General features: G+C 62.4%; 28 protein-coding genes and 1 tRNA gene. 12 read left to right on the top strand and 17 right to left on the bottom strand.

Translation table 11 applies throughout. From position 1 onward, the window contains the following. Positions 1 to 4: 4 nt before the first annotated feature. The 3 genes from NKJ73_RS02380 to NKJ73_RS02370 form a co-directional block, all read right to left on the bottom strand. Positions 5 to 472 (bottom strand): tripartite tricarboxylate transporter TctB family protein, encoded by a 468-nt coding sequence (locus NKJ73_RS02380; RefSeq protein ID WP_352568215.1) that lies wholly within the window; start codon positions 470 to 472, stop codon positions 5 to 7. A 79-nt stretch (positions 473 to 551) separates the two neighbouring features. Next, the gene (locus NKJ73_RS02375) at positions 552 to 1,529 is read right to left on the bottom strand and encodes a tripartite tricarboxylate transporter substrate-binding protein (RefSeq protein ID WP_352453992.1); all 978 of its coding nucleotides are present in this window, start codon (positions 1,527 to 1,529) and stop codon (positions 552 to 554) included. Between the two features lie 182 nt (positions 1,530 to 1,711). Further along, positions 1,712 to 2,167 carry a DUF2214 family protein gene (locus tag NKJ73_RS02370; protein ID WP_352568214.1) on the bottom strand — a complete coding sequence of 152 codons (456 nt, stop codon included), beginning with the start codon at positions 2,165 to 2,167 and terminating at the stop codon, positions 1,712 to 1,714. A gap of 226 nt (positions 2,168 to 2,393) precedes the next feature. Between NKJ73_RS02370 and NKJ73_RS02365 the strand changes: the two genes are divergently transcribed. The 6 genes from NKJ73_RS02365 to NKJ73_RS02340 all read left to right on the top strand — a co-directional run bounded on the left by NKJ73_RS02365 (position 2,394) and on the right by NKJ73_RS02340 (position 8,386). After that, positions 2,394 to 2,933: a GNAT family N-acetyltransferase gene (locus NKJ73_RS02365; protein WP_352568213.1), complete on the top strand. Its 540-nt coding sequence runs from the start codon at positions 2,394 to 2,396 to the stop codon at positions 2,931 to 2,933. A gap of 207 nt (positions 2,934 to 3,140) precedes the next feature. Further along, positions 3,141 to 4,118 carry a Bug family tripartite tricarboxylate transporter substrate binding protein gene (locus NKJ73_RS02360; RefSeq protein WP_352568212.1) on the top strand — a complete coding sequence of 326 codons (978 nt, stop codon included), beginning with the start codon at positions 3,141 to 3,143 and terminating at the stop codon, positions 4,116 to 4,118. Positions 4,119 to 4,276: 158 nt separating this feature from the next. After that, the gene (locus NKJ73_RS02355; protein WP_352453996.1) at positions 4,277 to 4,810 is read left to right on the top strand and encodes a tripartite tricarboxylate transporter TctB family protein; all 534 of its coding nucleotides are present in this window, start codon (positions 4,277 to 4,279) and stop codon (positions 4,808 to 4,810) included. 4 nt (positions 4,811 to 4,814) lie between these two features. Next, positions 4,815 to 6,338, top strand: coding sequence for a tripartite tricarboxylate transporter permease (locus tag NKJ73_RS02350; protein WP_352568211.1), 1,524 nt, complete (start codon positions 4,815 to 4,817; stop codon positions 6,336 to 6,338). Positions 6,339 to 6,353: 15 nt separating this feature from the next. Beyond that, positions 6,354 to 7,538, top strand: a complete 1,185-nt coding sequence (locus NKJ73_RS02345; RefSeq protein WP_352568210.1) for a CaiB/BaiF CoA transferase family protein — start codon at positions 6,354 to 6,356, stop codon at positions 7,536 to 7,538. After that, positions 7,535 to 8,386 carry a citryl-CoA lyase gene (locus NKJ73_RS02340; RefSeq protein WP_352465928.1) on the top strand — a complete coding sequence of 284 codons (852 nt, stop codon included), beginning with the start codon at positions 7,535 to 7,537 and terminating at the stop codon, positions 8,384 to 8,386. Before NKJ73_RS02345 ends, NKJ73_RS02340 begins: the two co-directional genes overlap by 4 nt. 78 nt (positions 8,387 to 8,464) lie before the next feature. On the opposite strand, the gene NKJ73_RS02335 is transcribed toward NKJ73_RS02340, so the two are convergent. From NKJ73_RS02335 to NKJ73_RS02275, 13 genes are all read right to left on the bottom strand, one after another. Next, entirely contained in the window at positions 8,465 to 8,974 is a 510-nt protein-coding gene (locus NKJ73_RS02335) for an NUDIX hydrolase (protein WP_352568209.1), read from the bottom strand. Positions 8,975 to 9,099: 125 nt separating this feature from the next. Beyond that, positions 9,100 to 9,555, bottom strand: a complete 456-nt coding sequence (locus NKJ73_RS02330; protein ID WP_352568207.1) for a hypothetical protein — start codon at positions 9,553 to 9,555, stop codon at positions 9,100 to 9,102. Then, the gene (locus tag NKJ73_RS02325) at positions 9,527 to 10,219 is read right to left on the bottom strand and encodes a response regulator transcription factor (RefSeq protein ID WP_352454001.1); all 693 of its coding nucleotides are present in this window, start codon (positions 10,217 to 10,219) and stop codon (positions 9,527 to 9,529) included. The genes NKJ73_RS02330 and NKJ73_RS02325 overlap by 29 nt, the downstream gene beginning before the upstream one ends. Further along, entirely contained in the window at positions 10,216 to 12,957 is a 2,742-nt protein-coding gene (locus NKJ73_RS02320; protein ID WP_352568206.1) for a DUF4118 domain-containing protein, read from the bottom strand. The genes NKJ73_RS02325 and NKJ73_RS02320 overlap by 4 nt, the downstream gene beginning before the upstream one ends. A 53-nt stretch (positions 12,958 to 13,010) precedes the next feature. Continuing rightward, complete coding sequence (kdpC, locus tag NKJ73_RS02315; RefSeq protein WP_023675296.1) at positions 13,011 to 13,580, bottom strand: potassium-transporting ATPase subunit KdpC; 570 nt, start codon at positions 13,578 to 13,580, stop codon at positions 13,011 to 13,013. 12 nt (positions 13,581 to 13,592) lie between these two features. After that, positions 13,593 to 15,686 carry a potassium-transporting ATPase subunit KdpB gene (gene kdpB, locus NKJ73_RS02310; protein WP_352568204.1) on the bottom strand — a complete coding sequence of 698 codons (2,094 nt, stop codon included), beginning with the start codon at positions 15,684 to 15,686 and terminating at the stop codon, positions 13,593 to 13,595. Positions 15,687 to 15,899: 213 nt separating this feature from the next. Continuing rightward, positions 15,900 to 17,603 carry a potassium-transporting ATPase subunit KdpA gene (gene kdpA / locus NKJ73_RS02305; RefSeq protein ID WP_352568203.1) on the bottom strand — a complete coding sequence of 568 codons (1,704 nt, stop codon included), beginning with the start codon at positions 17,601 to 17,603 and terminating at the stop codon, positions 15,900 to 15,902. A gap of 25 nt (positions 17,604 to 17,628) precedes the next feature. Further along, positions 17,629 to 17,718: a K(+)-transporting ATPase subunit F gene (locus NKJ73_RS02300; protein WP_023675300.1), complete on the bottom strand. Its 90-nt coding sequence runs from the start codon at positions 17,716 to 17,718 to the stop codon at positions 17,629 to 17,631. 334 nt (positions 17,719 to 18,052) lie between these two features. Then, a complete protein-coding gene (locus tag NKJ73_RS02295; protein WP_352568202.1) occupies positions 18,053 to 19,534 on the bottom strand; it encodes a hypothetical protein in 1,482 nt (493 codons plus the stop codon). A gap of 113 nt (positions 19,535 to 19,647) precedes the next feature. Then, positions 19,648 to 19,830 carry a hypothetical protein gene (locus NKJ73_RS02290; protein ID WP_352568201.1) on the bottom strand — a complete coding sequence of 61 codons (183 nt, stop codon included), beginning with the start codon at positions 19,828 to 19,830 and terminating at the stop codon, positions 19,648 to 19,650. Beyond that, positions 19,830 to 20,018: a DUF3606 domain-containing protein gene (locus NKJ73_RS02285; RefSeq protein WP_023675302.1), complete on the bottom strand. Its 189-nt coding sequence runs from the start codon at positions 20,016 to 20,018 to the stop codon at positions 19,830 to 19,832. The genes NKJ73_RS02290 and NKJ73_RS02285 overlap by 1 nt, the downstream gene beginning before the upstream one ends. 231 nt (positions 20,019 to 20,249) lie before the next feature. Next, positions 20,250 to 20,480: a hypothetical protein gene (locus NKJ73_RS02280; protein WP_023675303.1), complete on the bottom strand. Its 231-nt coding sequence runs from the start codon at positions 20,478 to 20,480 to the stop codon at positions 20,250 to 20,252. Positions 20,481 to 20,854: 374 nt separating this feature from the next. Continuing rightward, positions 20,855 to 21,280 carry a DUF3597 domain-containing protein gene (locus NKJ73_RS02275; RefSeq protein ID WP_352568200.1) on the bottom strand — a complete coding sequence of 142 codons (426 nt, stop codon included), beginning with the start codon at positions 21,278 to 21,280 and terminating at the stop codon, positions 20,855 to 20,857. Between the two features lie 321 nt (positions 21,281 to 21,601). On the opposite strand from NKJ73_RS02275, the gene NKJ73_RS02270 reads away from it, so the two are divergent. The 4 genes from NKJ73_RS02270 (at position 21,602) to NKJ73_RS02255 (ending at position 24,157) form a co-directional block, all read left to right on the top strand. Next, positions 21,602 to 22,027 (top strand): cupin domain-containing protein, encoded by a 426-nt coding sequence (locus tag NKJ73_RS02270; protein WP_352568199.1) that lies wholly within the window; start codon positions 21,602 to 21,604, stop codon positions 22,025 to 22,027. A 120-nt stretch (positions 22,028 to 22,147) separates the two neighbouring features. Beyond that, entirely contained in the window at positions 22,148 to 22,747 is a 600-nt protein-coding gene (locus NKJ73_RS02265) for a YdeI/OmpD-associated family protein (protein ID WP_352568198.1), read from the top strand. Positions 22,748 to 23,207: 460 nt separating this feature from the next. Then, on the top strand, positions 23,208 to 23,480 hold the full coding sequence (locus NKJ73_RS02260; protein ID WP_292657364.1) for a hypothetical protein: 273 nt from the start codon (positions 23,208 to 23,210) through the stop codon (positions 23,478 to 23,480). 269 nt (positions 23,481 to 23,749) lie between these two features. Then, complete coding sequence (locus NKJ73_RS02255) at positions 23,750 to 24,157, top strand: hypothetical protein (RefSeq protein WP_023675307.1); 408 nt, start codon at positions 23,750 to 23,752, stop codon at positions 24,155 to 24,157. 210 nt (positions 24,158 to 24,367) lie between these two features. On the opposite strand, the gene NKJ73_RS02250 is transcribed toward NKJ73_RS02255, so the two are convergent. Further along, positions 24,368 to 24,457 (bottom strand) — tRNA-Ser (locus tag NKJ73_RS02250). 427 nt (positions 24,458 to 24,884) lie between these two features. On the opposite strand from NKJ73_RS02250, the gene NKJ73_RS02245 reads away from it, so the two are divergent. Beyond that, entirely contained in the window at positions 24,885 to 25,208 is a 324-nt protein-coding gene (locus NKJ73_RS02245; protein ID WP_352568196.1) for a hypothetical protein, read from the top strand. 66 nt (positions 25,209 to 25,274) lie between these two features. After that, positions 25,275 to 25,937, top strand: a complete 663-nt coding sequence (msrA, locus tag NKJ73_RS02240) for a peptide-methionine (S)-S-oxide reductase MsrA (protein WP_352568194.1) — start codon at positions 25,275 to 25,277, stop codon at positions 25,935 to 25,937. Positions 25,938 to 26,112: the final 175 nt, after the last annotated feature.

Below are 26,112 nucleotides of genomic sequence, written 5' to 3'. Positions count from 1 at the left end.
CTCCTCACAACGACAGTGGCAACCACGGGCCGAAACGCCGAAACGGCAGGCCGAGTGCGTAGCTGAAGACGACGAATGCGAACAGCGTCAGGCCGGCTGACAGCACGAGTGCAGTCAGCGGCTTCATACGGCCGCTACCGAAAGATGCGATCAGCGCCGTCAGGAAGATCGACGGGATGAAGCCGAGGCCGCGCACCGTCAGGCCGAAGAAGATCGGAGCAGGCAGGATGAACAGCATGCCGCGCCACGCAATGTAACCGATCGGCTCACTCTCGAAGCGCACTGCCTCGACTAGGATGACGGCGCCGAGCAGAATGAGCACGATCGCCAGAACCAGGGGGAAATAGCCCGGCCCCATGCGAAAGGCGGTGCCGATTTCGAGGCCCAGCGACTGCAGCGCGAAAAAGGCGCCAATAAAGATCAACAGCGCGGCGCATATGCCGTTGGTTCTGTCGATTGCGAAAGGTTTCATGGCGTCCTCCCGGCCCGCCTCACGGGCGTGCCGATGCCGGTGTAAAAACGGGGCGCTGGCGGCGCCCCGTTGAAAACCTTTAGTCGGCGTACTGGCCGGCCGCTTCGATGATCGGCTTCCAGCGCGCAATCTCACTTTCCAGCTTGGCCTTGAGCGCGGCCGGCGTGGCATCGGCCTCGGGCGACGGCTTGGTGCCGAGTTCGGCAAATCTGGCGACGACGTTCTGGTCCTTCAGCGCCACCTGCAGAGATTTCGACAGGCGTTCGGTGATCTCGGCCGGCGTGCCCTTGGGTGCATAGATGCCGTGCCAGATGCCGACCTGCACCTGGGGAAGACCGGCCTCTATCGTCGTCGGCACGTCCGGCAGCACGTCTAGCCGTTGCGGCGAGGTTACGGCATAAGCCTTGATCGTGCCGCCCTGGATCTGCTTGGTGGTATTGGTCGTCTGGTCGCACATGATGTCGACCTGGCCGCCGAGAAGATCGGTCATGGCCGGGCCGGTGCCCTTATAGGGTACGGTGACCAGCGGCGTGCCGATGGCGCTCATAAACAGCATGCCGCACAGATGCGAGGCGGCACCGATCCCGGCATTGGCAACGGTGATGCTGTCCTTGTTGGCCTTGGCGTAGTCGACCAGCCCCTTCAGATCGGTCGGCTCGAGGTCCTTGCGGCCGACGATGGTCATCGGCACCTCGGTGACGAGGCCGACATATTCGAATGCGTTCAGCGTGTCGTAGGCGAGCTTTCTGTAGAGCGTAGCACTCGTCGCCATGCCGATGTGATGGAGGAGCAGCGTGTAGCCGTCAGGCTCGGCATTTGCGACGCGGCCCGCGCCCAGTGTGCCGCCGGCGCCGCCGACATTCTCGACGATGACCTGCTGGCCGAGGTCCTTCGACATGGCTTCCGCGACAAGACGCGTGACGGTGTCAGTAGGGCCGCCGGCCGAAAACGGCACGACAATGGTGATGGTGCGTTCGGGGTAGGTCTGCGCGCCAGCGGCCGGTGGGTAAAGCATGGCGGCCGCAGCGACAGCCAGCGCGGCGACGAATTTTCGCATCGTGTTTCCTCCCAGGATATGATTGCCAACCGCTGCGCGGATTCCTCTAAAACCGACTGTAGATGGAGCAATAACTAGCGCAACCCGACAAATGACAATCGGGCTCAAACGGCAAACTGCACGTCTATCCGCGCAAATGAGTGGGAAGGATGGGCCGTGCGATGCCCTTCCTCCAACCTATGCTAGTAGCCATAGCCGCGCGCCATCGCCGCCGCGAACACCGGGATCAATAGGAAGATCGATGCCTCGGTGCGGACATAGGTGCGAACGGACGCTAGCTCCGCCGCAGGCACCTGGAAGCCGGGACTGGCGCTCGCCTGCCTGTTCCAGGACAGGAATCGGACGGTCGGGATAATCGACAACAGGCCGACAATTGCGAAAGCGGCCATCTTTGCCCAGAACATCCAGTTGTAGACGTAGAATTCCCAGCCCTTGAGACCATGGATGACGCGGCCGATGCCGGCGACGATGATCAGCATGGCGATGATGCCGTAGTGGCGATCGATGCCGACAAGCCGCTTCAGCGTCGCGGCGGACAAGTCGCTGCGGATCAGGACGAACTCGGCGCCGATGATGCCTGCCAGCGAAAACACCAGCAGATGATGGAAGATGGCAAGCACAAGGTCGGTGGTGTCCATGCTGTTCCCCTCTGTCGGACGGCAGCGCCGAAACCCAATGCGCCTGAACCAGTACTGGAGAAAAACTAACACCGCCTGGCAGGATTCACATCAGCCTGGAAGATGATCTACACAGCCTTGGCTCTTGTTTTTCGCAACGGATTTGGATTTCCCGTCTCGAGCGTGTCGCTGTCCCCACTTTTGGAAGACCTGCATTAGGCACCGGCAACACAACCGAGACATGACCATGGCCAGTCCGCATACAATTGTCGCCCCAGTGATTGAGACCTCGCGCACGGTCCTGCGGCCGCACCGGCTTGACGATTTCGACGCCTACGTCGCGATGTGGGCCGATCCCGTCGTCACCCGCTTTATCGGCGGCAAGCCGCGCACGCGGGAGGAAAGCTGGATGCGCTTCCTGCGCCACGCCGGCCTGTGGTCGCTTCTGGGCTACGGCTTCTGGGCGATCGAGGAAAAGGCCACCGGCCGCTTCATCGGCGAGGCCGGCTTTCACGATCTGAAACGCGACATGACGCCCTCGATCGAGGGCATTCCGGAGACCGGCTGGGCTCTGGTTGCGGGCGCGCATGGCCACGGGTTGGCCAGCGAAGTCGTCGCACGGGTGCTTGCCTGGGGCGATGAGGCATTTGCAGCCGCGAAGACCGTCTGCATCATCGATCCGGAAAACACCGGCTCGCTGAACGTCGCGGCAAAATGCGGTTATGGCGAAGTGCTGCGAACCGTCTACCAAGGCAAGCCGACCATCCTGCTGGAGCGGCAACCCTGACGGATGCTGTTTGGCACTGCCTGCCACGTCGTCTTCGGGCGTCCGGTTCGCCAGCCTGAAAATCGCGCAGGCCGATTGTGCCGCATGCGAAGTGTTCTGTCTTTGACAGGAGGACGCAAACTCTGCATGAATTTTATCGAGCGGGTCTGAAGTCAGGCCACGTTTCTGGCAGGCACCGGAGGAGGTGTCGCGATTTGGAGGAATCCCATGCTGAACAGACGCCGATTCTTGATGAGCACCGCGGCGGCAGGTGCTGCCGGGCTCGCGGCATCGCATTTTATCCCCGCTTTCGCGCAGGACGCACCGCAGCTGCAGATCTTCGTGCCGGCGGCGCCGGGCGGCGGTTGGGACCAGACGGCGCGCGCCATGGACCAGGTGCTGCGCAGCGAAAAGCTGATCTCCGGCTCGCAGATTACCAATGTTGGCGGCGCCGGCGGCACCGTCGGCCTGCCGCAGTTCGTCAACCAGTGGAACGGCAAGGGCAATGCACTGATGGTGGCCGGCATGGTCATGGTCGGCGCCATTATCGCCAACAAGGCGGCCAACAACCTTACCGAGGTCACGCCGATCGCCCGCCTCACCGGCGAGTTCGAGGCGCTGGTGGTGCCGGCCGCCTCGCCGTTCAAGACTGCGGCCGACTTCGTTGCTGCCCTCAAGGCCGACCCGACGCAGGTTCCCGTTGCCGGCGGTTCGGCCGGCGGCTCGGACCACATCTTGTTCGGCCTCATCGCCAAGACCGTCGGTGTTCCGGCCACCAATCTCTCCTATGTGCCGTTTGCCGGCGGTGGCGAGGCGCTCTCGGCGCTGCTCGGCAACCAGGTCGCGGCCGGCATCTCCGGCTATGGCGAGTTCGCCGAACAGGTCAAGGCGGGTGCGCTGCGGCTGCTGGCCATCTCCGCAGATAAACGCCAGGAGGGAATCGATGCGCCGACGATGAAGGAAGCCGGCATAGATGTCGAGCTGTTCAACTGGCGTGGCGTCTTCGCACCGCCCGGCGTCTCGGACGCCGACAAGGCAGCAATGATCAAGCTGATCGAGACCATGGCCAAGAGCGACGCCTGGGCCACCGAATGCAAGAACCGCAACTGGACGCAGATCCTGCTCACCGGTGACGATTATGCGAAATTCGTCGCAGAAGACACGGCCCGCATCGGGACGATCCTCAAGGACCTCGGCCTAGCGTGATGCTCTCGGCAAGGGGCGGCAGCCTGCGCCAACCCTTGCCGACTTTCGCCAGCCGCATGGACATACGCGGCGCCGGAGGTGAAACTACGCCGAGATCGGCCGAGTGAGACCGGTCCAAGGAGAACCGGCCCGAAGGGACCGACATTGGGAGGACGATGATGAGCACCAGCGACCAGCCGGCGCCGCCGCGCCTTGCAGTGCCCGAACTACTGATCGGCGTCGGGCTCCTCGCCTGTGCCGGTGCGGTTGCCTGGCAGACGCTGGCAATCCCGGTGTCGCCGCTCTATTCCAAGGTCGGTCCGACCGTCTTTCCCTACATCACCATGACCGGGATGATGATCCTGTCGCTGCTGCTCATCATTGCCGCCTTGCGGGGCGGATGGCAGCCGGAGGACGAAAAGGAGACGCCGACCGACTGGAAGGCGATGGGCATCGTCGCCCTCGGACTGATCGCCAATCTGGTGCTAATCCAGCCGCTCGGCTTTACCGCTGCATCTGTCATCATGTTCGTTCTCATCTGCCACGGTTTCGGCAGCCGGCGTCCGCTGCGTGACGTGCTGCTCGGGCTGATCCTGGCGCTGGCCGCCTATTTCGGCTTTGCCAGGGCGCTTGGCGTCAATATCGGCGCCGGCTTCATCGAAAACCAGCTGAACGCGATCGTCGATTCGGTCGTTGCCATGCTGAGGGGCTGACGCCATGGAAACGCTCGGCCATCTCGCGCACGGATTTTCGGTCGCCTTCTCGCCGATCAATCTCATATGGTGCCTGGTCGGCACCACGCTGGGGACTGCGATCGGCGTGCTGCCCGGCCTCGGGCCGGCACTGACCATCGCGCTGCTGTTGCCGATCACCTATCAGGTGGCGCCGGAGGCGTCCTTCATCCTGTTTGCCGGCATCTACTACGGCGCCATGTATGGCGGCTCGACGACATCGATCCTGCTCAACACGCCTGGCGAAAGCGCCACCATCGTCACCGCGCTGGAAGGCAACCGGATGGCCCGCTCCGGCCGCGGCGGTGCGGCCCTGGCGACCTCGGCGATCGGCTCCTTCGTCGCCGGCACGCTGGGCACCATCGGCGTTGCCTTCCTGGCGCCGATCGTCGTCAAATTCGCGCTGGCCTTCGGCCCGGCCGAATATTTCTCGCTGATGGTGCTGGCCTTCATCACGGTTTCGGCAGTGCTCGGCTCGTCGTCGGTGCGCGGCCTGACCAGCCTGTTCGTCGGCTTCGTCGTCGGCATGATAGGCGTCGACCTGCAGACGGGGCAGCCGCGCTTCACCTTCGGCACGAGCGAATTGCTCGACGGCGTCGACGTCATCGTCGTCGCCGTTGGCCTGTTCGCCGTTGGCGAGACGCTTTACATGGCCTCGCGCCGTTATGCCGGTAAGGACGATATCGTGCCGTTGAAAGGGTCGCTCTATATGACCGCGGCCGAATGGTCGCGCTCGTGGAGGCCATGGCTGCGCGGCGCCCTGATCGGCTTCCCGATAGGCGCCATGCCGGCCGGCGGCGCCGAAATCCCGACCTTCCTGTCCTATGCGATCGAGAAGAAACTCTCCAGACACAAGGAGGAGTTCGGCACCGTCGGCGCCATCGAGGGCGTTGCCGGGCCGGAGGCCGCCAACAATGCATCCGCGGCCGGCGTGCTGGTGCCGATGCTGACGCTCGGCCTGCCGACCTCGGCGACGGCCGCGATCATGCTGTCGGCGTTCCAGAGCTACGGTATCAATCCGGGGCCGCTGCTGCTGACGACACAGGCCGACCTGGTGTGGGGGCTGATCGCCAGCCTGTTCATCGCCAATTTCATCCTCGTCGTCCTCAACCTGCCGCTGATCGGGCTCTGGGTGCGATTGCTGAAGATCCCGGCCCCGCAACTCTATGCCGGCATCCTGGTGTTCGCCACGGTTGGCACTTACGGCATCTCGCAATCGCCGATCGACCTCGTCATCCTCTATCTGCTCGGTGCCGCCGGCTTTCTGATGCGGCGTTTCGATTTCCCGACCGCGCCCGTCATCATCGGCATGATTCTCGGGCCGCTTGCGGAAACGCAGTTCCGCCGCGCGATGACCATCTCCAACGGCGATTGGACGGTGTTCTACAAGCATCCGCTGTCGCTGACGCTGCTGACGCTGGCCTTCATCGGGCTGGTTGGACCGCATATCTGGGCCTACATCGAGCACAGACGCATGCGTGGACCGGAGCACGTGCCGGGCGATGCCTGAGCTGTTCGTGACGTCATGACAGACCTGCTTTCCGGCATCCGCGTTCTTGACCTGACCAATGTGCTGGCCGGCCCCTATTGCGCCTACCAGCTGGCGTTGCTCGGGGCCGACGTCATCAAGGTCGAGACGCCGCAAGGCGGTGATCTGGCGCGCCAGCTCGGCGCCTCGCCGGAGCTCAACCGGGCGGGCATGGGCGCTTCGTTCCTGGCGCAGAATGCCGGCAAACGCTCGGTGGCGCTCGATCTCAAGCAGGAGGCCGGCCGCGAACGCTTCCTCGATCTGGTCGCTTCGGCCGACGCGCTGGTCGAGAATTTCCGCCCCGGCGTAATGGACCGGCTGGGGCTTGGCCATGCCAGGCTGAAGGAGGTCCGGCCAAGCCTTGTCTATTGTGCGATATCGGGCTTCGGCCAGACCGGGCCGATGCGCGACAATCCAGCCTACGACCAGATCATCCAGGGTCTTTCCGGGATTATGAGCATCACCGGTACACCGGAAACGGCGCCGCTGCGTGTCGGCTATCCGGTTGCCGATACGCTTGGCGGGCTGGTCGGGGCGTTCGCCATTACCGCCGCATTGGTCAAGCAGAAGACGACAGGCGAGGGCGCGTTCCTGGACGTGTCGATGCTCGAATGCACGCTTTCTGCGCTCGGCTGGCCGGTGTCGAACTATCTGACGGCGGACGTCGAGCCGCAGCCGATGGGCAATGAAAACATGACGGCCGCACCGTCTGGCGCGTTTCGCACCGGCGACGGCTTGCTCAACATCGCAGCCAACAAGCAGGAGCAGTTCATCGCGCTGTGCCGATTGATCGGCCGGCCGGAGCTGGCCTCGGATGTCCGCTTTGCCGAGCGAGAAACGCGCAAGCAGAACCGCATTGCATTGAAAGCGCTGATCGAGGATGCCTTGGCGAGCGGCTCGGCCGCCGCCTGGGAGGAGACGTTCAATCGCGCCGGCGTGCCGGCAGGCCGGGTGCTGACAATCCCGCAGATACTGCAGGAGCAACAGGTGATCGAGCGCGGCATGACGGCGCGCTTCCAGGCTGTGTCCGGAATGGACAAGCCGCTGACCGTGGTGCGCGGCGGCTTCATGGTCGATGGCAAGGCACCTTTGCCGAGCAGGCCGCCGCCGGGGCTGGGCGAGCATATGGACGAGGTTTTTGCCGACCTGCCGCCACGCGCCAAGAAAAGAGCGAAGGCATGAGCGGAACGCAAAACAAGACTGGTCGCGCGCGCGGCGAGGAATGGTGGCAGACCGGCATCATCGAGATGCGCCCCGGCGTCATCCGGCTGCGCGGCTATGAAATCCAGGATCTGATCGGTCGCGTCAGCTTTCCGGCAATGATCTGGCTCATGCTGCGCGGCGAAACGCCAAGCGAGGAGCAGGCGGCGCTGCTTGGCATCGCGCTGGGTGCTGCCGTCGACCATGGGCCGCAGGCGCCGTCGATCGCCATCGCCCGTATGGCGATCACCTGCGGCGTCGGCATCAACAGCGCCATGGCATCAGCCGTCAACGTGCTTGGCGATGTGCATGGCGGCGCCGGCGAACAGGCGCTTTCCTTCTACGGAGACATCGCTGCCGAACTGGACGCCGGCATGCCGCTTGCGGACGCCGTGTCGGCGCGGCTCGATCGTTTCCTTGCCGGGGAAAACGGTTATGTGCCCGGGCTCGGCCATCGTTTCCATCCGGTCGACCCGCGGGCGCCCCGCCTCATCGAGCTAACCCGCGACTTTGCCGCGCGCGGCATCGTCAGCGGGCGCTTCGCCGATATCGCCGAGGCGATCGAGGCCGAGGTGGCGCGGCGCAAGGGCAAAAAAATCCCGCTCAATATCGACGGCGCCACGGCCGTCATCTACGGCGAGCTCGGCTTTCCGCCGCCGCTGACGCGCGGCCTTTTCGTGCTGTCGCGCTCGGTCGGCATCCTCGCACATGCGTGGGAACAGTCGCAGGAAAGCGACCGCAACAAGGGGCCGCTGCCGCGCGAATGGCTGTGGGCCTATACCGGCACGCCGGCGCGGCCTCTGCCCGAGGAAGACGATGGCAGTCAGTGAGGCATCGGTTCAAGAGACGGCGGCGGCGGGCGCTGGAACCAATTCCATCCCGACACAGTCGGGGCAGGCCTCCATCTTCTATTGAGCGGGATCTTTTCCGAACGCCGGACCCTGCTTTTTGGGATTATGCTCCAGCTCGGCAATCCTGATGTTCCTCACCAGCGTCGAAAGATCCGGCTCGTCGATGAGCAACGCCGCGTCGGCTGGTGCCAGCCACGCACGCTGACGCCTCCTGGCTTCCTGCCAGTCGGCAAGTTCCTCGGTTACTTCCAGCAAATAGACGACGACGTCGACACGGACGAAGCGGTTTGCCAGCCGCTTCCAGTAGCAATAGGTGCCGGCCGGTTGTTTCAGTGTCTTGCCGAGAACGCCGGCTTCTTCCTGTGCTTCGACAGTGGCCGCCTTGCGGCCGCTCTTGCCCTTCATCGGCCAGCCCTTCGGCACGATGAAGCGCCTCGTCGTTCGCGATGTGACCAGCATCACCTCGACATCGCTATGCTCGTTCAGCCGAAAGGGAATCGCCGCGACCTGGCGAACCCCGTCGCCCTTCCTTGCCTTGCGTACGACCTTCTTCTTGCTGGCTGCCATTCGATAATCCAGTCGAATCGGTGCCCAGACGGCAAGGGCAGCGTTGCAAACTCGCCCGCTTTCAATGGGGCGCAAGCGGAGCGGTTTCCACATAAGTCGGCTAAATAAATGGAAAGGGCCGGTCGTCAGCGGCAGGTGCTGACAAAGCCGCTCCCCGACGGCAGCAACTGGCAAGTTGGCCTCATCTGCGGCACCTCCTGCCGTTGCGGTGTTGGGATTTGGCGATCCTGGGCACGGTACTGCTGTTGCTGCTGCTGGTATTGCTGCCGCCGCAGCCTGTTCTCCAACATCTGCAACTGGTCCTGCTGGATCAACACGTTGCGGTCGGCGGGACTGACGACCTGTGCCGATGCAGCAGGATTTACGCCCGACAGCATCGCCGCGGTCAGCATTGCCGACCCTAAAAACGTCAATAGACGAAGCCGTGACATCCATTCATTCCCGCACAAAACCGATCTTTCCTTAATATAGGGCTTTTGTCCGGCGACACCATGGCCGCCGCTGATTTGAAGCGGATTGGAAGAGGCATTTCGGCTTCGGATGCTCGTCGCGTCAATCGATTTCGCGCAGCCGGTATCCAACGCCGGTCTCGGTGGTGATATAGCGGGGCTGGTCGGGCGTTTTTTCGATCTTTTGCCTGATCTGCCGGACGTAGACTCTGAGATATTGAACGTCGGTGGAATCGCCCCAGACCTGCTTCAGCAGGAACTGGTGGGTGAGAACCTTGCCGGCGTGCTGCACCAAGGTGCGAAGAATGTCGTATTCCTTCGGCGAGAGCTTTATCTCCTTGTCCTCGACCTTGACGACGCGCTTCACCAGATCGACGGAGAGGTCGCCGGTTTGGAACACCGGTCTCTCACCCTGCTGCTGAAACTTGTGGCGAAGCGCTACGCGGATGCGTGCGACAAGCTCGTTCATACCGAACGGCTTGGTGACATAGTCGTCGGCGCCGAGTTCGAGGGCGGACACGATGCCGGCCTCATCAGTGCGGCTGGAAAGAATAACCACGGGAATGTCCAGGCCATCATCCCGCCATTTGCGCAGCAAATCATGGCCGCTCATGCCGGGGAGGCCGAGATCGAGCAGCACAAGGTCCGGCTTTTCCGTCTCGATGAGTTCAATCGCCGCCCTGGCGTTCGGCGCCTCGCTGATCGCATAGCCTTGGCTGCCAAGCCCGACGCGAAGCAGTTTCCGGATCGGCGGTTCGTCGTCGACCACCAATATCCTGACGTCCAGGCTCGTCATGCCAGATCGTCCATATTTTGATGGCCCGTCTCGGGTTCGCCGAGATTGGGCAGTTCCGCCGGCACCAGTTGCATCTTGATCGTGAAAACCGCCCCCGAGCGGTCGGACCTGTTTGCCGCCAAGAGCGTCCCGCCCATCGCTTCGATGAAGCCGCGGCAAATCGACAGGCCGAGCCCCGTGCCGGCACGCACCTGGTCACCCTTGCGCACACGGTAGAAAGTGTCGAAAACGCGCTCTAGATCCGCTGGCGGAATGCCTGGTCCCTCATCCATGATCTGCAGGATGACGAAGCCGTTGTCGGCCCAGGCTTGCAGGCGGATCGTCGAACCTGGCGGCGCGTATTTTGCAGCATTGTCGAGGAGGTTGAACAGCACCTGTTCGAACAGAACGGGGTCGACCCGCAACATCGGCAGATCCGATGGAATGTCGATCTCGGTCTTATGCTCGCCGACGAATTTGCGGGCCCGATACAGAGCTGAACCGACAATGTCGCCGAGATAGTGAAACGCATAGTTCGGCTCCATCGTGCCGGATTCGATCTTGGTCATATCGAGCAGATTGGCAATGAAGCGGTTAAGCCTCTCCGCTTCATCGAGCACGGTCGACAGCAGTTCCGTCCGGTCCTGCTCGGGAAGTGCGGCCTCGAAGTCCCTGAGTGTTCCGGCCGCGCCCATGATGGCGGCAAGTGGCGTCTTCAAATCGTGGGAAATGGAGGTGAGCAAGGCCGAGCGCAGACGGTCTGCCTCGGCCGCGAGCTTGGCCCGGTCAACATCGGCGACGAGCTGGATGCGCTCGATGGCGACCGCCGCCTGGTCGGCGAGCGCATCGAGCAGACGCTGCTGCTCGGGTGTCAGCAGCGGACCTTGCTTGTCGTTGTCGAGGCCGACAACGCCCACCGCCGTGCGTCCGGTCCGCAAGGGCAGATAGAGGCGCTTTGCTCCGGGCAGCGTGTCGGCGCCGCGCCCGGCGGCGCGGTTATGCTCCCAGGCCCAGCGGGCTGCTGCGATGTCGGCCTCGGCCAGCGTGTCGTCGGGTGGGTAGCCGGCTTTGACCGCAATTGTGCCGTTCTCCGGCAGAAGCAGCACCACGCGCAGCTTCAGCATCGAGGCGATCTGGAAGGCAGTCGCCCAGAGAACGTCATCAAGCGTCCCAGCGCCGGCGAGCTTCTTTGAGAAGAGATAAATATCTTCTGTGGCGCGTGCCCGCGAGCGCGCAGCGACCGCCTGACGCTGCACGCGCGCTGTTAGATTGCTGGCAATGACCGCAACAACCAGGAAGACAGCCAGCGCAACGATGCTCTCCGGATCCTCGATCGTCAGCGTGTAGCGTGGTTCCAGGAAGAAATAGTTGAAGGCAATGGCGCTGATGAGGCAGGCATACAAAGCCGGCCAGAGACCGCCGGTCACCGCCGACGTCAGGACCCCAATGAGAAAGATGATCGCCAGATTGCGGACGTCGAGAAACTGGTCGAGAAGAACGGCGAAGGCGAGCGAGCCAACAACATAGGCCGTGGCCCTGAGATAAGGCCAGATCTCGAACTGCCACTGCTCGTCCGCCGCCTTGACGGTCCTCGACGTCGCCTCGGCGTTGCGTTCGTTTCCCGAAATGACATGGACGCTGATGTCGCCGGCATTGCGGATGAGATCGTAAGTGAGCGAGCCTTCGATCAATTCCCGCCAGCGCGATCGGGTCGGCCTGCCGATCACGATATGGGTGAAGTTGTTCGCCGTCGCATGCCGAACGATGTCTTGCGCGACGTTCTGACCCGGAATGGTCGTCACCTCGGCACCGAGCTGCTCGGCAAGGCGCAGCTGCGTCGCCAGCCGATCCTTGTCCTCCTCGGGCATGGCCGCTGAATGAGGGGTATCGACATGAAGCGCCGTCCAAGGGGCGCGGAGCCGGTCGGCCAACCTCCGCGCATAGCGTACACGGGCCGCCCCGCCCGGACGCGCATCGACGCAGACGAGAACCCTTTCCCCCGCCGCCCAAGGCCCGGGTATCGCGTGGGCCTGCATGTGGGTCAGCAACTGCTCGTCGACCCGCTGGGCAGTGCGGCGGAGCGCCAATTCCCGGAGCGCCGTCAGATTGCCCGGCGAGAAATAGTTCTCGATGGCGCGCTGGGCGGTGCTGGGGATGTAGACCTTGCCTTCCTCAAGCCGTTTGATCAGATCGTCGGGGGTGAGGTCGATGATCTCGATGTCGTCGGCCTGGTCGATTATGGAGTCGGGGACAGTTTCCCGCACCCTGACGCGGGTGATCTGCGCCACGACATCGTTCAGGCTCTCGACGTGCTGGATATTCAGCGTCGTGTAGACATCGATGCCGTGCGTCAGGATTTCCTGGACGTCGAGATAGCGCTTGGGGTGACGGCTGCCGGCGACGTTGGTGTGGGCGAGTTCGTCGACCAGAACTAGCGCCGGGTGCCGGGCGAGGATGGCGTCGAGATTCATCTCCTCAAGGATCCGCCCCTTGTAATCGATCTCAAGGCGAGGAATGACCTCGTAGCCTTCGACCAGCGTCTGGGTTTCCTTGCGGCCGTGCGTCTCGACGATGCCGATCACCACGTCGACCCCGTCGGCCAGCCTGGCGCGGCCCGACATCAGCATCTCGTAGGTCTTGCCGACACCGGGGGCGGCGCCGAGAAATATCCTCAGGCGACCGCGCTCCTCCCGCTCGGCATGCTCGAGCAGCGCGTCGGGAGAGGGCCTGGTTTCGGCGGTGCGGCTGTCGTCTGGCATAAGGGTCAATCATGAACGGCGCCGGCTTCGGTGTCGATCCCGGCGCCGGTCCTTCACTGTTTCATCGCATCGTCCAGCGCAAGGTTAAGGGCCAGCACATTGACCACCGCCTCGCCGATGAATCCCAATTCGCGATCTTCGACATGGCTGTCGACAAGCGATTTGATCCTGGATTCATCGACGCCCCTGGCCTTGGCCACCCTGGCAACCTGAAAATAGGCCGCATCGGGGCTGATATGCGGATCGAGGCCGCTGCCGGACGTGGTGACCAGATTCATCGGTACCGGCTGGCTCGGGTTTTCGGCTCTCAGCTTTTCGGCGTCGCTCTTGATCCTGTCGATGAGCTTCGGGTTGGTCGGGCCGAGATTCGAGCCGCCCGAGGCGGCGGCATTGTAGCCGTCGCCGGCAGCCGACGGGCGGCCATGGAAGTAGCGGTCGCTTTCGAAAGCCTGGCCGATCAGCTCGGAACCGACGAGCTTGCCGTCCTTCTCGATCAGGCTGCCATTGGCCTGGCGCGAAAACAGCGCCTGGGCAATGCCGGTCATGCCGATCGGATAGACCAAACCCGTCAGAATGGTGAAGAAGACGATCATGACGATCGCGGGCCTGATTTGATTGAGCATCGACGAGGTTCCTTAGGCGAGACCGAGAGCGGTGATGGCCATGTCGATCATCTTGATGCCGACGAAGGGCACTACGACGCCGCCAAGGCCATAGACAATGAGATTGCGGCTGAGCAGCGCACCGGCGCCGACCGCGCGGTATTTGACGCCCCTCAGCGACAGCGGGATCAGCGCAATGATGATCAGCGCGTTGAAGATGATGGCCGAGAGGATAGCGCTCTGCGGCGTCGCCAGATGCATGACATTGAGCGCTTGCAGCGGCCCGGCGGTCTGGCCCGGGGCGATGTAGAAGACGGCGAATATTGCCGGGATGATGGCAAAATACTTGGCCACGTCGTTGGCGATGGAGAAGGTGGTCAGCGAGCCACGCGTCATCAGGAGCGCCTTGCCGATTTCGACGATCTCGATCAGCTTGGTCGGATCGCTGTCGAGATCGACCATGTTGCCGGCCTCGCGCGCCGCGACCGTGCCGGTGTTCATGGCAACGCCGACATCGGCCTGCGCAAGGGCCGGCGCATCGTTGGTGCCATCGCCGCACATCGCGACCAGTTTGCCTTTGGCCTGCTCGTCGCGGATCAGCTTCAACTTGTCCTCGGGCGTCGCCTGGGCAAGGAAGTCGTCGACGCCGGCTTCCGCCGCGATCGCCGCCGCGGTCATCGGATTATCGCCGGTGATCATCACCGTGCGGATGCCCATGCGGCGCAATTCGGCAAAGCGTTCTGCGATGCCGCCCTTGACGATGTCCTTCAGATGGACGACGCCGAGCAGGCGCCCGTCGCGCTCGACCGCGAGTGGAGTGCCACCCGATTTGGCGATCTCGTCGGCGATCGCCTGAAGGTCGCGGACGGTGTCGCTGCCGGGGCGCGTACTGCCTGTGGCAACGGTCGAGAGGTTGACGTGGGCAAGTACCGCATCGACTGCGCCCTTGCGGACTGAGGAGCCTTCCAGATCGACACCGCTCATGCGGGTTTGCGCGGTGAAGGGCACGAAAGTCGCGTGCAGGCTTGCCATGTCGCGGGCGCGGATGGCGTATTTTTCCTTCGCCAGGACGACGATCGAGCGGCCTTCCGGCGTTTCGTCGGCAAGCGAGGCAAGCTGAGCCGCGTCGGCCAGTTCCTGTTCGGTGACGCCCTTGACCGGACGAAATGCCGTCGCCTGACGGTTGCCCAGCGTGATGGTTCCGGTCTTGTCGAGCAGCAGCGTGTCGACATCGCCGGCCGCCTCGACGGCGCGGCCCGACATGGCGAGCACGTTGAAGCGCACCAGGCGGTCCATGCCGGCAATGCCGATAGCCGACAGCAGGGCGCCAATTGTGGTCGGGATCAGGGTAACGAACAGGGCGACCAGCACGGTCACCGAGATATAGCCGCCCGAATACGAGGCGAAGCTCGGGATCGTCGCCGTCGCCAGCACGAAGATCAGCGTCATGCCGACGAGCAGGATGTTGAGCGCGATCTCGTTGGGTGTCTTCTGGCGCTCGGCGCCCTCGACCAGCGAGATCATGCGGTCGAGGAACGTATGACCGGCAGCCGCAGTGATGCGCACGCGGATCCAGTCGGACAAGACCTGCGTGCCGCCGGTCACCGCCGAACGATCGCCTCCGGATTCGCGGATGACCGGTGCGGATTCGCCGGTGATGGCCGCCTCGTTGACCGACGCCACGCCTTCGACCACCTCGCCGTCCGAGGGGATGATGTCGCCGGCTTCGACAAGCACGATGTCGCCGACCTTCAGGCTGGTGCCGGGCACCAGTTTGAACTTGCTGCGGTCGCCACCGTTCAACAGCTTGGCCTGCGTCTCGGTTCGCGCCCGACGCAGCGAGTCAGCTTGCGCCTTGCCGCGGCCTTCGGCCACCGCTTCGGCGAAATTGGCGAAGAGCACGGTGAACCACAGCCAGATGATGATCTGCAGCATGAAGCCAAGATCGCCGCCGCTGGTAACAAGATCCTTGACGAACAGCACGGTGGTGAGCGCCGAGACGACGGCGACGACAAACATCACCGGGTTTCGCATCAAGGTGCGCGGGTTCAGTTTTCTGAAGGAACCGCCGATAGCGGGCCACAGAATGCGGGTATCCATGATGCTCACGGATTTCGACGGGCTCATTTGGTAGCTCCAGTGTCGATGTTGTTGACCGGTCGATCGTGTGCCGAACGAAGGTGCGGCGGCCCGTAAGCCAGCAGCCAGATCATGATCAAGGCTGCCGCAATAGCGAGGAATGTGGACAGCGTCGGGAAAGGAGGGGGTGTTTTCTCCCCCTCCGGCTCGGGGCGATGCCGGACCTTTCGAGGTATGATCTTGAACCAGGGCATGGCCGTTTCAGAATGTCTGACCGTTGATCATCGCCAGGTGCTCGACGATCGGTCCGACCGCCAGGGCCGGGAAGAAGGTCAGGCCGCCGACGATCAGGATGACACCGGCCAGCAGCCCGACGAACAGCGGACCGTCGGTCGGGAAGGTGCCGGCGGAGGCAGGGACGGTCTTCTTCGCAACCAGCGAGCCAGCAATCGCCAACGCCGGAATAATGACCAGGAAGCGGCCCATCAGCATGCCGATGCCGAGCGTTATGTTGTACCAGGGCGTGTTGCCGCTGAGGCCGCCAAAGGCGGAGCCATTGTTCGCCGCGGCCGAGGTGTAGGCATAGAGAACCTCGGAGAAGCCGTGCGGGCCGGCGTTGGCGATGGAAGCAACGCCGGTCGGCAGCATGACCGCGACAGCGGTGAAGATCAGCATTGCAAGCGGCAGGCAGAGCACGGCCAGCATAGCCATCTTGACCTCCTTGGCCTCGATCTTCTTGCCGAGATATTCGGGCGTGCGTCCGACCATCAGCCCGGCGACGAAAACGGCAATGACGATGAACATCAGGATACCGTAGAAGCCGGCGCCGACGCCGCCGACAATGACCTCGCCGAGCTGCATGTTGATGATGGGGATCATGCCGCCGAGTGCGGTGAAGCTGTCATGCATGGCGTTGACCGCGCCGCAGGATGCGGCCGTGGTGATGACGGCAAACAGTGCCGACAGGGCGATGCCGAAGCGGCTCTCCTTGCCCTCCATGTTGCCGCCGTCGACGCCCAGCGCATGGACGAGCGGATTGCCGGCGGTTTCCGCCCAGTAGCAGACGGCAACGCCGGCGATGAACAGCACGCCCATAGCCGACAGAATTGCCCAGCCCTGGCGCTGGTTGCCTACCATGCGGCCGAAGACATTGGTCAACGCCGCGCCGAGGGCGAAGATCGTCACCATCTGGATCAGGTTGGAGATTGCATCGGGATTTTCGAAGGGATGCGCTGCATTGGCGTTGAAGAAACCGCCGCCATTGGTGCCGAGCATCTTGATGGCAACCTGGGAAGCGACCGGCCCGACCGCGATAGTCTGTTGCGCGCCTTCGAGCGTCGTCGCGTTGACGTAGGCAGCGAGCGTCTGCGGCATGCCGAGATAGACATAGACCAGAGTCAACACGATGCAAAAGGGCAAAAGCAGGTAGAGCGTGCCGCGGGTCATATCGACCCAGAAATTGCCGATCGATTTGCCTGAGGCCCTGGCAAAGCCGCGGATCAATGCGACCGCAATGGCGACGCCAGTCGCCGCCGACAGAAAATTCTGCACGGTCAAGCCGGCCATCTGCACGAGATAGGACATCGTGCTTTCGCCCCCGTAGTTCTGCCAGTTGGTGTTGGTCATGAAGCTGGCGGCGGTGTTGAAGGCCAGCCCAGGTTCGACGGCGGTCATGCCGGCCGGATTGTAGGGCAGGCCGCCTTGCAGCCGTTGCAGCGAATAGAGCACCGGGAAGCCGGCCAGGTTAAAGAACAGCAGGGCCGCGGCGTAGGAAGTCCAGTGCTGCTCCTCGCGCTCGCTGGTCCCTGATATGCGGTAGAGCCCGCGCTCGAGCGGGGCCAGAATTGACGACAGGAATGTGCGCTCGCCGCTGAAAACGCGATGCATGTAGCCGCCGAGCGGCTTGGCCAGCAGAACGACGATCCCGCAATAGACGAGGATCTGCAGCCATCCGTTGATTGTCATGGGGTTGGCTCCTTGCCAGCGGAGATCAGAAGCGTTCCGGGCGAACGAGGGCGTATGTCAGGTAGGCGAGAAGAAACAAGGTCACGGCGCCGCCGAGGATATAGTCGAAAAGCATGTTACGATCCCCTAAACTTACAGCTTGTCGCAAGCTTTGATGTAGCCGAAGCATAGAGCAAAGAACGCGATTCCAATCGCGACAACAACTATGTCCACCGCGCATTTTCCTTATGTTGTATTTGTTTGTTTACTTTAACAAACTATCCAAACTCGTCGCCGCATCATGTCGGCGGCTGGATACATCGCTCCGGCGAATATGGATCAAAGTGCCATAAAGGTTCGAGACGGGACGCGGAGCAAAGAAATCAAAATCCCATAAGGATTTCGCCGCCTCGGCGCTGGCCACAGCTTCAGGGGGGAAAGTGCGCGCCGGCGCGCGAAGCTGCCGGAGCTCAGTTCGCGCGGGTGTAGATCACCGCGTAGTAGTCCGCATAGGCCCGCTTCCAGCCCAGTTCGTCGAAGAACGGAATGCGGCTGTCGTCGGCGGTCAACAATGCCCAGCCTATCGTATATTTGTCGAGTTGGGCTTTCAGGATCGGCTTGCCCCGGCTGTGCCCCGTCTGCTCATCCGTTTCCGTAAAGCCATTCAGGAAGAGCTGATCCGCCCGGCCGTCGATAAACGTCCTGATGCCATGGAAAATCAGCGTGCCGCCGAAATCGTAGGAGTTCAGCAGATTGCCCGACAGATTATGGGTTTGGGCAAAGGCCAGTGCGTCCCTCGCCGAGGTCTTCTGGCTCGGCGCGACCGGATAGGTCGTGAAGGCGGCAGCCGCCAAAACCAGCAAAACGGCAAGTCCAGCACAAATCCTGGAAAATTGTCGTGCGAAAAATTGTTCAAGTCCGTCACGCTTTTCCGCCGCCCATTTCTCGGCTGAAAGCGCTGGATATTGTTGCGCGACCTCGACGGCAAGGACCACCGGCACGAGAAGAAAGAACAGGTACATGAACCGTATGTGGGTGAGATAGACGTGCAACGTGAAGACAAGGAACAGCGCCTTGGCCCAGCCAATGCGCAATCTCGACACGAGCAGCCCGAAAAACGCCACCAGCAGGGCCACCTCCTGGGGGGTGTGCCGCGAGGCGTCGAAGGGTTGCCACTCCGCAATGTAAGGCACCGCCTCATTGCCATAGGCCACGGTGAATGTGGCGAGTATGGCCTTGACGCCATAGGGATTGAGCAGGCTGACCAGCGGGCAAAGCAGCCCGAAAACGATCCACTTGGCCAGCAGCCGGGGGTTCGACAAGCGTGTGCGCATGACGAGATCGAGGCCGGCGAAGGCGGCGATGACGAAACCGAAGGTGAAGGTGGCATGGAGATTGGCCCACAGGCATAGCAGCGCCAGCAGCCATAAGGGCGGTGCTTTCTCGTTGCGTGCGGCCTGGAAAAGACCGGCGGTCCAGACGACGATGATGGGCAAGGTAAAGATGTGCGGCCGGGCGACATAGATTGGCCCGATCAAGAGCGCGAGAACCAGCGTCAGTCCTATCGCCAGCGTCGGCTTCAACCACGCGCCGAGATACCACGACGTCAAGAAGACCGTCAGCGCGATTACTGCAGTCGCCAGCAGCACCACGCCGTTCCAGCCGCCGGCTTCAAAGGCAATTGCAAGGAGAACCTGGCTAAGCCATTCCTTGGCGATCCATGGCTGGCCGGCAAAAGTGTAGGAATAGATGTCGACGGTAGGGAATGTGCGGCTTGCCAGCATATCCATGCCGACCTTGATGTGCCACCAGCTATCAGGATCCTGCAGGAGGGAGGTGGCAAAGGCGAGGAGCGCCGCCGCCATCACGACCGCCGCCAGCAGGCAAAACACCAGCCTCACACGCCGTATGTCGTCTATCGATGGCCTCGCCTCACCAGATATCCCGCGCATATGGCATCCCTGAGCCGCGATAGCGGAAGGGATAGGCCGAATTTGTTAGAAAACCGATAAGCTGCAGGATTGCGGCCACAACCCTGTGCCGCGCGTCCAATCGGCTCGGCGGCTTAGCCCTCGGCCTTGAAGTTCTTGGCTTCCTTCTCGACCTTCGGGTTGTCCTTGCCGTGCTTGCGCATCAGATCCTTCGCCTGCTTCGGCGAAACGTCGGTGGTTTCGGCCAGACGCAGAGCCTCCTTTTCGTCCGCATCGCGCGTCTTGCGGTCGGCCATTGTGGTTTTCTTGTCAGCCATTACGACGCTCTTATGCTTTCGGCGATTTCGTTCAGCACCTTGCGGTCGGTGCCGTGGCGCTTGATCAGCGTGCGTGCCTGATCCGGGGTGATGCCCGCTTCCTCGGCGAAGTGACGTACCTCGTAGTCTTCGCCGCCCGCCATTCGTGAGCGGTCGCGACTGTCGGTCTTGGTTTTGTCGTCGGCCATGGCAGCTCTCCTCATCTCGACGAGAGCATAACGGGCAAGATTTCAGCGAGTTCCTTCGAGCGTGTCGCCCAATTACCGCCTTCGGGCATGACCCGGCATGCGCGGCGGTTTGCTCAAAGCAGGGGCTTGGCGTCAGGCCGGCCTTCGCGCACAAATAGGCTGGCCTCTTTGGCGGCGCTGCCAACCGCCCGCCACTGCTCCTGGGCGCAGCCTGGTATTCGTTCCGGATTGCTAATGGGAGCGATGGTCGAACACGACGCCCATGGTCCTACCAACGGCCGTCATGACGATAAGCTCGACCAGATCGTCGTCACTGTTGCCGCAGGCCGGGGCCGTCCTGCGAACGATGTCCAGCATCGCCCTCGTCGATATGGTGTCGCCGGCACCGAACCGTGAAAGCGCAGATGAAACAAGCTCTTGGGCCGTCAAGTCGGCGACGGTCACCCTCTGCACCACGTTCATTGGCTTCCTCCCACCATGAACCCTCTCCCGGGAGAATGATACGCCGAACGTCGCGTTTCGCCAGCAAAATGGTGGTCCTACCAGCGCGTGGGCAGCGACCGAAATCGTCGGTTTTGCGGGAGGCAATCCGGGCGCGAGGCGGCAGCGCTTTTGTGCCATGCGACTTCGCCATAGACCCAATCCCGGCGGCCGGGATCGGTCTCAATTTTATTTACTGGCAGTCTAATGCTTGGCAGTGTGGTCTGCTCGGTTGCGGCCGAAGCCGGCGCAGCAAGAACCACGGTGCGGGCAGAACCGGTCTGTCTTTTTTGTTTGACGCAATTCCGGACGGAAAGCCGTTCACACGTTTTCCTGGAATTGCTTGTCTTGTGACTCTAGGCGGCCAGGTCGCTCGGAAGCTTGCCGCCATTTTCGGCCAGCTTTTTCATCAGTGCGTCGTGCAGCCACAGATTCATCGTTACAGTGTCGTTCATATCGCCGGTGTAGTTCAGCTCGTGGGCAAGCTCCTTGCGGGCGCCGAGGCTGCTGTCGATATTCAGAGCCTTCATCAGGTCGACGATCGAATTCTTCCAGTTGAGTTTCTGCCCCTTCACGGCCACCGCCTTGTCGAGAATGGCAGCGATGTCCGGGGCAGAGGACGGCGCGGCCGGAGCCGGGGTTGCAGCCGGGGCGGATCGGGTAGGCGCCGTCGGCTGGGTGGCCGTGCTCGAAGCAGGCGCGGGAGACGGTTGCGCCGGCGGCGCTTCGGCCGCAACCGCGTTTCCGAAAATCGCACCTTTGATACTGTCGAAAATGCCCATTGCTATCTCCTGTGTTGGCTCGACGGTGTGTTGCCTTGACGGTCGGTGGGGCGACCGTTGCCGAATGCCGCATTGAGCGCCCTGGTTGTACCAGACCACGAACGCAACGCAGGGGCAACTCAAAACTGACTAAAAGGTAAAGGCTTGGTTGCATTGGGGGATCGGCTCAGTGATCCGGCCCGAGAGTAGAATAGATTGGATCGCGGCCCGACAAATCGTCACGCGCAATGGACGAGGGAACGGTCAGCAGCCAGTTTTGCTGACGCAGACCAGAAAAATCATCTAGATTCGTGTTCGCAATTCGCTGAGAGGAACGAAGCCATGACAGCAGTCGTCGCATCCGACAGGCTCGAACGTTCGCTGGTTTGGGCAGAGGACGATCCGTCGGTCAAATGGGCTGGCGCTTTCGCGGTTTACGGCGGGCACGGCACCACCCAGTCCTCGGTCATTGTCTACGAGATCGAGCCCGGCAAGCGGCTTGGTTGGCACACCGACGCCACCGAAGAGACGCAATACATCATCGCCGGCACCGGCGAGCTGTACATCGAGGGCGGCAGCACCCACCCGGTCGGGCCCGGCAGCGTCCTGGTACTTCCGACGCCGGTCCGGCACGACCTCGTCAACACCGGCACCGAAACCCTGCGCGCCGTCGCTTTCTTTGCGGCGGCGATGTTCACGCAGACATTCGACGATGTCATGCTGCCGCCGAAATCCCATGTCCTCGGCACGCCCAATCGTGCGGGCTGAATGCGTGCCGGCGAGAATCACTAGGCCTGCGGATTGCGGACTCGGAGCTGATATGAGCGCGCGCGCGGCCGGCAAGCGGTTTGGCGTCGTTACGCGCTCGCGTCATGGGCGGACCGGCTGATGGCGCCCGTCAAGGTCGATCCCGCCAAGGTGCGCGAGTTCAGGGATGCCGAAAGCTTCCATGCCTGGCTTGGCGAGCATCACGACAGCGAGGACGAAGTCTGGATCAAGATCCATAAGCTCGATTCGGGACTGCCGTCGATCACGCCGAAGCAAGCCATCGACGTGGCGTTGTGCTGGGGCTGGATCGATGCGGTGCGCAAGGCCTTGGACGGCAAAAGCTACCTGCAGCGCTACACCCCGCGCGGCAGGAAGAGCACCTGGAGCCAGATCAATGTCGACAATGTCGCCCGGCTGATCGAGGAGGGCCGGATGATCGAGCACGGGCTGAAGCAGGTCGAGGCAGCCAAGGCCGATGGCCGCTGGGCGCGCGCTTACAAGAGCGGCAAGGAGATGAAGATCCCCGACGACCTCCAGGCGGCAATAGACGCCGAGCCCAGGGCGAAAGAGATGCTGGCAAAGCTCAGCGGGCAAAACCGCTTCGCGCTAGCCTTCCGCACCCACAACATGAAAACCGAAGCCGGACGCAAGAAGAAGATCGCGGCGTTCGTGGAGATGCTGAAGCGCGGCGAGACCATCTATCCGCAGGGCAGAAAGTGACATCTGACGAGGCGTGCCGGCGCTGCGTCTTGTACTTGTCCCTACCGGCGAGCCCCGAACGCGGCCGGATCGCTGCTCAAGCCCACCTTCGATCCTGGCGATGTCGCAGACGATTGTTTTCGGCGAGCGTCGCCTGCCATTTCGACACCATCTCTCATTCGTTTAATCGATGCACGAACAAAGCTCCGTCTCCACAGTCGCATAAGTATATTAGCAGGCGCTGTTATGAGGTTTTTGCCCATTCAGGAGCCGACTGGCACGTGGGCCGTGCTTGATGCGACCGTGGATGTGCCTGCGGATTTCGCTGGCAGTTGCCTTATCGGCTTGCCGCGGGAGCGGGCGGAGTGGCTCGCAGCAAGCGCCATCGATATGCTGCAAAAGGCACTTCGATTGCCGGTTGTCAGCTGCCGGACCGGCACAAGCTGCGGTTCTTAGACTTAGACCGTTAGGAGAGATTTCGATGATGCACGAACAGGTAATGGAAGCTGCGTTGGCAGCCAGAAATCAGGAAGTGGATATTTGTGGTGTCTTCGACATCACCAACAAAACCGATGCGCCAATTGGCTCTCGCCGATTGGGCGAGGCTATCCACTTTGTCGCCAATGCACCTATCGTTGGCTATGATGTTCACGCCGCAGTCATCAGATATGGCCCACTTGGAACCCCCAGCCTCAGAGCAACAGATTGCGCACAGCTGTGGGAGAAGTTTGGCGAGGCCTTGCTGCAACACTGACGGGCAGACCTTTGGCGCGTATGGCACCACGATCGTGCAGGACACTTCGCTAGCGAGAACGACATGGAGCCTAGCCGGTAATGTTGCAATTAAATTAGCGTGAGTGCATATTTTTTGCTGGCTGGACTCGCAACCGGCCAAGCCCGGCGGCCGGCCGCCAACGGGCTGTCGGGCTGGCGACAAATGGTGCCGCAGGCCCGACGGTCCCTTGGCAAGATCGCCGGAACCACAGCATGATGCGGCGGCAAAAACGGGTTTGGGAGAATGACATGCCTAAGGTTTCGGAACTCTTTTTCAAGACAGCCATCATCTTTCTTATTCTGGGAATTGCAGCTGGCCTGCAGATGGCAATTTCAGGCGATCACGGCGCGTTTCCGGCTCACGCGCACATCAACCTGCTGGGCTGGGTCACCAGTGCAATATTCGGCGGCTATTATGCGCTGAACCCGGCGAAGGCTGCCCGCAGGAGCGCGATGATCCACTACGGCGTCTACAATCTCGGCCTGGTCGTGATGCTGCCGGCGCTTTACCTGATGCTGCAGGGAAATCCGGCGCTCGAGCCGATCGTCGCCACCGGCTCAATGATCGTCGCTGTCGCCGTGCTTATCTTTGCCTTCGTGGTTTTCTCCGCCGAAACAGAGCGCTCAGTCTCGGGGATACAAGCGGTCCCGCGCTAGACGGGGCGGCGATGGTGCCGAGTCGACCAAGCCCGCGCTTCTGGTGAAGCGCGGGCCGATTGGTTGTAGGCTGATCTGAGGTAAGGGTGCGGCGAAGATGAAAGCCGCTCCGTAGCCTTCGCGCCCCCTCTGCCTGCCCCAAGATACCTGCACCGCAGCGGCAGTAGCCGTCCAGTGTCCCTTTAGGCTGGCGAACCGGTGAGATTCAACTGGCGGAGAGAGCGGGATTCGAACCCGCGTTACGGTTTCCCGTAAACACACTTTCCAGGCGTGCGCCTTCAACCACTCGGCCACCTCTCCGTCCTTTTAGCATTTTCGACGCGGCCGGTTTCGCCGCGCGGGTTGGGGAGATGCATCTCCTTTGGGATTCCGGCCGGAATTCCGGCCGTGGGCGCCGTCAACCAGCGGATACCCTTTCCCCGCACCCGAGCCGTCAAAGCAACAGGCGCGGGGCTCATCTAGTCGATCCGGTGCCGAATGCCAAGACATAACGGCAGTCTATTCGCTTTGCCGGATAGGGATGCTCAGCCCATGTTATCGGAGCACCCGTTGGGAGCCTATCGAAACGATCCGCGGAGGTGTGCTTGCCGTCCGGCGCGCCACCGGTTCCGGCGAACCGGCGGTCGCGGGTTCAACTTCACGTGTCGCGATTGCGGATAAAGCGCGCAGGTCCTATTTAACAGTCCGACACGACATTCTGATAAACTCCTGGGGAGGAAGGGTCCGGATGTTCCGCTTCGTCTTTCGTTTCGCTGCAATGGTCGCGCTTTCGGTTTCGGTCATCATGGCCGTGCTCGATGCGACCCGCTCGGTGGCGGCTTCGGCGCTGGTGATGACCCCGCTCAACGCCAGCTGGCTCGCTGTCTCGCCGGATACGCGCAGCGCCTTCGAAAGCTTCGTCCGCGATAAGATCAACCCGCTGCTGTGGGACGGTGCCATCGCCTGGGTGCTCAGTCAGCCCGGCTTTGCCGTGTTCGCGGTGCTGGCGTTCATTCTTTATGCCATCGGTTACAGGCGGCAGCGCCCCAGCGGGCGGTTCGCCGCAACCTGACATTTCCAGCCTGACCCGGTGTTCCCGTACCAGGAAGGCTCAACCAAGAAGAAAAGGAAGCCACACATGTTTCTCAGCGACATGCTGAACAAGAAGCTCAACCTGCCGAAACCCTCCGAGGCGTTGCCCGGCCGCGACCGGCCGATCCCGACGGCATCGAAGCACTTTGTCTCGAACAGGCCGCTCAAGGGTCCTTATCCCGAAGGGATGGAAACGGCGATGTTCGGGCTGGGCTGCTTCTGGGGCGCCGAGCGCCTGTTCTGGCAAGTCGAGGGCGTCTGGGTCACGGCGGCCGGCTATGCCGGCGGCGTCACGCCCAACCCGACCTATCAGGAAACCTGCACGGGGCTCACCGGCCATGCCGAAGTCGTGCTCGTCGTCTACGACCCCAAGATCGTGTCCTATGCCGAGCTCTTGAAGCTGTTCTGGGAAAGCCACGACCCGACGCAAGGCATGCGCCAGGGCAATGATGTCGGCACCACCTACCGCTCGGCGATCTATACGTTCAACGACGCGCAGTACCAGGCGGCGCTCGCCTCGCGCGATGCCTACGAGGGTTCGCTGCGCGGCGCCGGACGCGGCAAGATCACCACGGAGATCGCGCCGGCGCCGGAATTCTACTTCGCCGAGGAAGACCACCAGCAATATCTGGCGAAGAACCCCTACGGCTATTGCGGCCTGCAGGGAACCGGCGTCTCCTGCGCCATTCCGGCCGCCGTCTCCGCCTGATTTTATGCCCCTGACGCAAGGAATATGCTGTGGCGCCGCGATGCGGCGCCATGCTTTTCCAAAGGGTCAAAATTCCACGTGAATTTTGTTTCGGGCCGTGCCAGATTGACCCGAAGCGGGAGGAAGACACTCCTGCCCGACGCCGTATGCCTGCCGGAGAACCGGGCCGGCATGC

The organism is Mesorhizobium sp. M0074 (assembly GCF_040322975.1).
In the GTDB taxonomy this organism is placed as follows: Bacteria; Pseudomonadota; Alphaproteobacteria; order Rhizobiales; family Rhizobiaceae; genus Mesorhizobium.
Note: the sequence above shows the minus strand (reverse complement) of the source record. Positions and strands in the feature narration are given on the sequence as shown.

Bases quoted from the DNA above. Each gene is read 5' to 3' on its own strand.
- NKJ73_RS02335 (WP_352568209.1), bottom strand. From the start codon at position 8,974: ATGGCAGCCAGCAAGAAGAAGGTCGTACGCAAGGCAAGGAAGGGCGAC.
- NKJ73_RS02295 (WP_352568202.1), bottom strand. From the start codon at position 19,534: ATGCGCGGGATATCTGGTGAGGCGAGGCCATCGATAGACGACATACGG.
- NKJ73_RS02360 (WP_352568212.1), top strand. From the start codon at position 3,141: ATGCTGAACAGACGCCGATTCTTGATGAGCACCGCGGCGGCAGGTGCT.
- kdpB (WP_352568204.1), bottom strand. From the start codon at position 15,686: ATGAGCCCGTCGAAATCCGTGAGCATCATGGATACCCGCATTCTGTGG.
- NKJ73_RS02255 (WP_023675307.1), top strand. From the start codon at position 23,750: ATGCCTAAGGTTTCGGAACTCTTTTTCAAGACAGCCATCATCTTTCTT.
- NKJ73_RS02350 (WP_352568211.1), top strand. From the start codon at position 4,815: ATGGAAACGCTCGGCCATCTCGCGCACGGATTTTCGGTCGCCTTCTCG.
- NKJ73_RS02300 (WP_023675300.1), bottom strand. From the start codon at position 17,718: ATGCTTTTCGACTATATCCTCGGCGGCGCCGTGACCTTGTTTCTTCTC.
- NKJ73_RS02290 (WP_352568201.1), bottom strand. From the start codon at position 19,830: ATGGCTGACAAGAAAACCACAATGGCCGACCGCAAGACGCGCGATGCG.
- NKJ73_RS02370 (WP_352568214.1), bottom strand. From the start codon at position 2,167: ATGGACACCACCGACCTTGTGCTTGCCATCTTCCATCATCTGCTGGTG.
- msrA (WP_352568194.1), top strand. From the start codon at position 25,275: ATGTTTCTCAGCGACATGCTGAACAAGAAGCTCAACCTGCCGAAACCC.
- NKJ73_RS02320 (WP_352568206.1), bottom strand. From the start codon at position 12,957: ATGCCAGACGACAGCCGCACCGCCGAAACCAGGCCCTCTCCCGACGCG.
- NKJ73_RS02365 (WP_352568213.1), top strand. From the start codon at position 2,394: ATGGCCAGTCCGCATACAATTGTCGCCCCAGTGATTGAGACCTCGCGC.
- NKJ73_RS02265 (WP_352568198.1), top strand. From the start codon at position 22,148: ATGGCGCCCGTCAAGGTCGATCCCGCCAAGGTGCGCGAGTTCAGGGAT.
- kdpA (WP_352568203.1), bottom strand. From the start codon at position 17,603: ATGACAATCAACGGATGGCTGCAGATCCTCGTCTATTGCGGGATCGTC.
- NKJ73_RS02375 (WP_352453992.1), bottom strand. From the start codon at position 1,529: ATGCGAAAATTCGTCGCCGCGCTGGCTGTCGCTGCGGCCGCCATGCTT.
- NKJ73_RS02285 (WP_023675302.1), bottom strand. From the start codon at position 20,018: ATGGCCGACGACAAAACCAAGACCGACAGTCGCGACCGCTCACGAATG.
- NKJ73_RS02245 (WP_352568196.1), top strand. From the start codon at position 24,885: ATGTTCCGCTTCGTCTTTCGTTTCGCTGCAATGGTCGCGCTTTCGGTT.
- NKJ73_RS02260 (WP_292657364.1), top strand. From the start codon at position 23,208: ATGATGCACGAACAGGTAATGGAAGCTGCGTTGGCAGCCAGAAATCAG.
- NKJ73_RS02355 (WP_352453996.1), top strand. From the start codon at position 4,277: ATGAGCACCAGCGACCAGCCGGCGCCGCCGCGCCTTGCAGTGCCCGAA.
- NKJ73_RS02280 (WP_023675303.1), bottom strand. From the start codon at position 20,480: ATGAACGTGGTGCAGAGGGTGACCGTCGCCGACTTGACGGCCCAAGAG.
- NKJ73_RS02340 (WP_352465928.1), top strand. From the start codon at position 7,535: ATGAGCGGAACGCAAAACAAGACTGGTCGCGCGCGCGGCGAGGAATGG.
- NKJ73_RS02380 (WP_352568215.1), bottom strand. From the start codon at position 472: ATGAAACCTTTCGCAATCGACAGAACCAACGGCATATGCGCCGCGCTG.
- NKJ73_RS02275 (WP_352568200.1), bottom strand. From the start codon at position 21,280: ATGGGCATTTTCGACAGTATCAAAGGTGCGATTTTCGGAAACGCGGTT.
- NKJ73_RS02345 (WP_352568210.1), top strand. From the start codon at position 6,354: ATGACAGACCTGCTTTCCGGCATCCGCGTTCTTGACCTGACCAATGTG.
- NKJ73_RS02325 (WP_352454001.1), bottom strand. From the start codon at position 10,219: ATGACGAGCCTGGACGTCAGGATATTGGTGGTCGACGACGAACCGCCG.
- kdpC (WP_023675296.1), bottom strand. From the start codon at position 13,580: ATGCTCAATCAAATCAGGCCCGCGATCGTCATGATCGTCTTCTTCACC.
- NKJ73_RS02270 (WP_352568199.1), top strand. From the start codon at position 21,602: ATGACAGCAGTCGTCGCATCCGACAGGCTCGAACGTTCGCTGGTTTGG.